This window comes from Photobacterium minamisatsumaniensis, assembly GCF_050336695.1.
GTDB lineage: Bacteria > Pseudomonadota > Gammaproteobacteria > Enterobacterales > Vibrionaceae > Photobacterium > Photobacterium minamisatsumaniensis.
Map to the genome: position 1 here is coordinate 1 of NZ_JAKJSI010000089.1, position 4,167 is coordinate 4,167.

Annotated in this window: 3 protein-coding genes; all 3 read left to right on the forward strand. The window is 37.5% G+C overall.

Annotated elements, in window-relative coordinates; genetic code table 11:
* The first annotated feature begins 207 nt into the window (after positions 1 to 207).
* The 3 genes from allD (at position 208) to L4D78_RS27995 (ending at position 3,885) form a co-directional block, all read left to right on the forward strand.
* The gene (gene allD / locus L4D78_RS27985; RefSeq protein WP_428469958.1) at positions 208 to 1,257 is read left to right on the forward strand and encodes an ureidoglycolate dehydrogenase; all 1,050 of its coding nucleotides are present in this window, start codon (positions 208 to 210) and stop codon (positions 1,255 to 1,257) included.
* A gap of 141 nt (positions 1,258 to 1,398) precedes the next feature.
* Positions 1,399 to 2,625 carry an allantoate deiminase gene (gene allC / locus L4D78_RS27990; protein WP_428469959.1) on the forward strand — a complete coding sequence of 409 codons (1,227 nt, stop codon included), beginning with the start codon at positions 1,399 to 1,401 and terminating at the stop codon, positions 2,623 to 2,625.
* A 12-nt stretch (positions 2,626 to 2,637) separates the two neighbouring features.
* Entirely contained in the window at positions 2,638 to 3,885 is a 1,248-nt protein-coding gene (locus tag L4D78_RS27995; RefSeq protein WP_428469960.1) for an MFS transporter, read from the forward strand.
* Positions 3,886 to 4,167: the final 282 nt, after the last annotated feature.

Genomic DNA, 4,167 nt, shown 5'->3' on the forward strand with positions numbered 1-4,167 from the left:
AGTCCACACGTTATAAAATCAAAAGATTAATAAGTTATTATCATCAATATTCTGTCACAAAAAATAATATAGATTTAGATAATAATATATATAAAGAGCAAGGAATTATTTAGCAATAAAGAACCTCAATAAAAAATCTTTAAATATATGTTATCAAGTTAATGTAATCCGTGATTCTGAAGTGAATATCTCGTAAGGGTTAAAAATATGAATTTGTCAATAAATGAACTTCACCAACTAATTGAAAATAAATTTGTAAAAGCTGGGTTGTCTCAAGAACATGCAAGTATGGTCTCTGATGTATTAGTTTTTTCTGATGCGAGGGGAATACATTCTCACGGAGCTGTTCGTGTTGAGTATTACTCGGAGAGAATTTCTAAAGGGGGTATCAATGCTGACCCTCATTTCAATTATGAAGAAACAGGGCCATGTTCAGCAATTTTCGATGGTGATAATGGAGCTGGTCACGTAGTTGCAAAATTGGCAATGGATAAAGCGATAGAAATGGCGTCAGAAAAAGGTGTCGCTATCGTTGGTGCTAAAAGAATCAGCCATAGTGGGGCATTGTCATATTTTACCAAGCAAGCTGCAGAGCAGGGGCTTGTTGCTATCTCTGTCTGTCAATCTGATCCTATGGTCGTGCCATTTGGTGGGAAAGATGTGTATTACGGAACGAACCCAATTGCATTTGCAGCGCCAGGTCCAGATGGAAAAATAATTAATTTTGATATGGCGACAACAGTACAAGCTTGGGGAAAAATACTTGATGCACGCTCAAGGAATAAATCGATTCCTGATAGCTGGGCTGTAGATGGAGACGGTCACCCAACAACCGATCCTGAAGCGGTGAGAGCTCTGATGCCTATTGCAGGGCCTAAAGGATATGGCCTAATGATGATGGTGGATATTTTGTCAGGAATATTACTTGGGCTACCATTTGGTAAAAATGTTTCATCTATGTATGAAGACTTATCTAAAGGGAGAGAGTTAGGGCAATTACATATTGTTATTAATCCAGCTTTCTTTACAACAAGCGATTACTTCATCAATTCTATTGCRAAAACAATGGAAGATCTTACTGGAATGGAACCTGCACCAAACTTTGATCGTGTTTTATACCCAGGACAAAATAGTGATCTAAAAGAACAAAACTCTAAATTAAATGGTGTCGATATTGTTGATGATGTTTACGAGTACTTAACATCTGACGCGGTATTTATTAACAGCTACGATAACAAGTCTGCATTTAATGAATAATAAAGATTAAAGTGTGATGAGTGAATTATTAATGTTCTGTTAATCTAACTTTTATTTAATTATATTATTTTAACAAATATTCGCTCATTACTACTGACGTAATTTTGCAATTAAATCCAAATAGCTAAAAAGGTATTTACTATGGAAATGTTAGCAACCAAAGTTGAAAAAACTTCAGAGGTATTGACGAATATTGGTATTCAGCCAAATGGTGGAATGACTCGATTACTATATACAGAAGAATGGTTAGAGGCACAAAATTACTTATTAGACTTATTTGAAAAAAGCGGCCTAGAAGCATATTCCGATGATATTGGTAATATATATGGTCGATTGGAAGGCACTGAGTTTCCAAATGAAGTTATTATGTCGGGATCACACATTGATACAGTCGTAAATGGTGGCAACCTGGATGGTCAATTTGGTATTGAAGCGGCTTATTTGGCCATCCAACATCTGAATGAAAAATACGGAGCACCAAAACGTACATTAGAAGTTGTATCACTTGCTGAAGAAGAAGGTAGCCGGTTCCCATATGTTTTTTGGGGAAGTAAAAATATAGTCGGTATTGCTAATAATGATGATGTCGCGTCATTAAAAGACAGTAATGGCATTGGTTTTGTCGAAGCAATGAGACAATGTGGTTTTGATTTTGCTACTGATAAAACACAAAGGAAAGATATTTCTGCTTTTATTGAATTACATATAGAGCAAGGTAAAGTACTTGAAACTGAAGGCAAAGCACTGGGTGTCGTGACAAGTATCGCGGGCCAACGCCGTTATAACATCACGCTAAAAGGCGAGGCAAATCATGCGGGCACAACGCCAATGGGCTACCGTAAAGATACTGTATATGCGTTTAGTAAAATGTGCAGCCAATCGATAGAAAAAGCAGAAAAGCAAGGTGACCCTTTAGTGATCACTTTTGGTAAAGTTCAGCCTAAACCGAATACGGTGAATGTTGTACCAGGTGATATTTTATTCACTATGGACTGCCGTCATACCGACAAAGAAACATTAATTAACTTTAGTTCTGAAATTGAATCTGATATCCGCCGTATTAGCGCTGAAATGGGTATTGAGTGCGAAATAGATATGTGGATGGATGAAACACCAATTCCAATGGATCCAAAGTTAGTCGATCTTATTGAAACCACCTTATCAGAGAACGGTGCAAACTATAAAAGAATGCACAGCGGTGCAGGTCATGATTCACAAGTGTTTGCACCTCGTATTCCAACCGGAATGATCTTTATTCCAAGTATTGCTGGTGTCAGTCATAACCCTGCCGAGAGTACACAGCTTTCAGATTTAACTGCTGGTGTAGAAGCGCTAATTGATGTGCTTTATGAATTAGCATATAAATAAGGAGCCAGAGTTATGAATGCAAAAAATGAATCTGGTATCGAATACTGGAAAAAATTAGTTGTCATTCTGTGTTTTGGTTGGGTTGCAATATGGATCTACCGAACGGTACTTACGCCTATTTACCCTGAAATTCAGTCTGCTTTAGGCGATATTAGTGACACACAGATTGGCTTAATTGCAACATTTTACTTTGCTGCATATTGCGGTGGCCAAGTACCAGCATCGATTTTAGTTGAAAAAATTGGGCAAAAAATAACACTGCTCTGTGGTTTCAGCTTGTTTACTATTGGTACGCTTGTGATTGCAAATGCACCAGCTATTACGATGGTATATGCAGGTTCATTGCTTTCTGGTTTGGGGTGTGCATCTTTCTTCTGTTCTGCTTATTCTTTGTCAGGCGAGCATGTGCCACAGGAACGTCGTGCATTTGCGTCGGCAATTGTAAACAGCGGTTCAGCAGTGGGTATGGGTATTGGCCTTGTTGGTTCAAGTGTTCTTGTGAAAGACATGAATATGGCTTGGAACAATGTGCTGTATATTTCTGCGGCGATTATCTTTGCGATGGTGATCATTTTTGCAATGTTTATTAAGCCGCATCCGAAGAGCACAACAACTCAATCGGATACATCGAATACAGCAATTGATAGCAGTAACGACTCAGGTAAGAAATTGCTTACACCAGAACTGGTTGCAGTATACTTTTTGTATTTCTGTACGTGTTATGGTTACTACATGATTGTCACTTGGCTTCCGTCTTATCTTCAGTCAGAACGTGGATTTGAAGGGGCTGCAATTGGTGGTGCATCCGCTCTTGTTGCAATGGTTGCGGTACCGGGTGCGCWGTTCTTTAGTTCTTTGGCTGATAAGTTTAAGTCGAAAGCGATAAAGTTAGTCATAGCGTTAGAAATTGGCGCGGCACTTATGCTTACTTTCACGGTTTTAGCGCCAAACACTACAGCATTAATGGTTAGCCTTATTATTTATGGTTTCCTTGGCAAAATGGCGCTTGACCCAATCCTTATTGCTTATGTCACTGAACGAGCGCCAAAGGCAAGAATGGCAAGAGCACTTGCGGTGTTTAACTTATCGGGTATGAGTTCATCTATTATTGCACCACCATTAACTGGACTTATTTCAGATATTACAGGCTCAAAAGCGATTGGCTTCTACTTGTCTGCGGTGTTACTGGTTACTGGTGCTATTATATTTACAATCATCAACTTGAACGCAAAGCGTAAAGTTGAAATGCAACCTGCTTAACTCAGTCATGCTAAAAACGTCAAAAGTCACCTACGTGTAGGTGGCTTTTTTATTATAAGGATATTAATAAAATAATGATTTTATCATTGTATGAGTGGATTTATTACGTTCCATTGTTTATAACATAAACCTTCAAATAGAATAATTCGAGTTTTTATTCTATTTAAATAAATAGTATGAATAATTATATTTATAAAACATTCTGAATAATAAAGCATATTTTACCCAAACATTTTTAGCATTGAATGCTTTATGAACAATGTCAGAGTATGATTTTTAAAT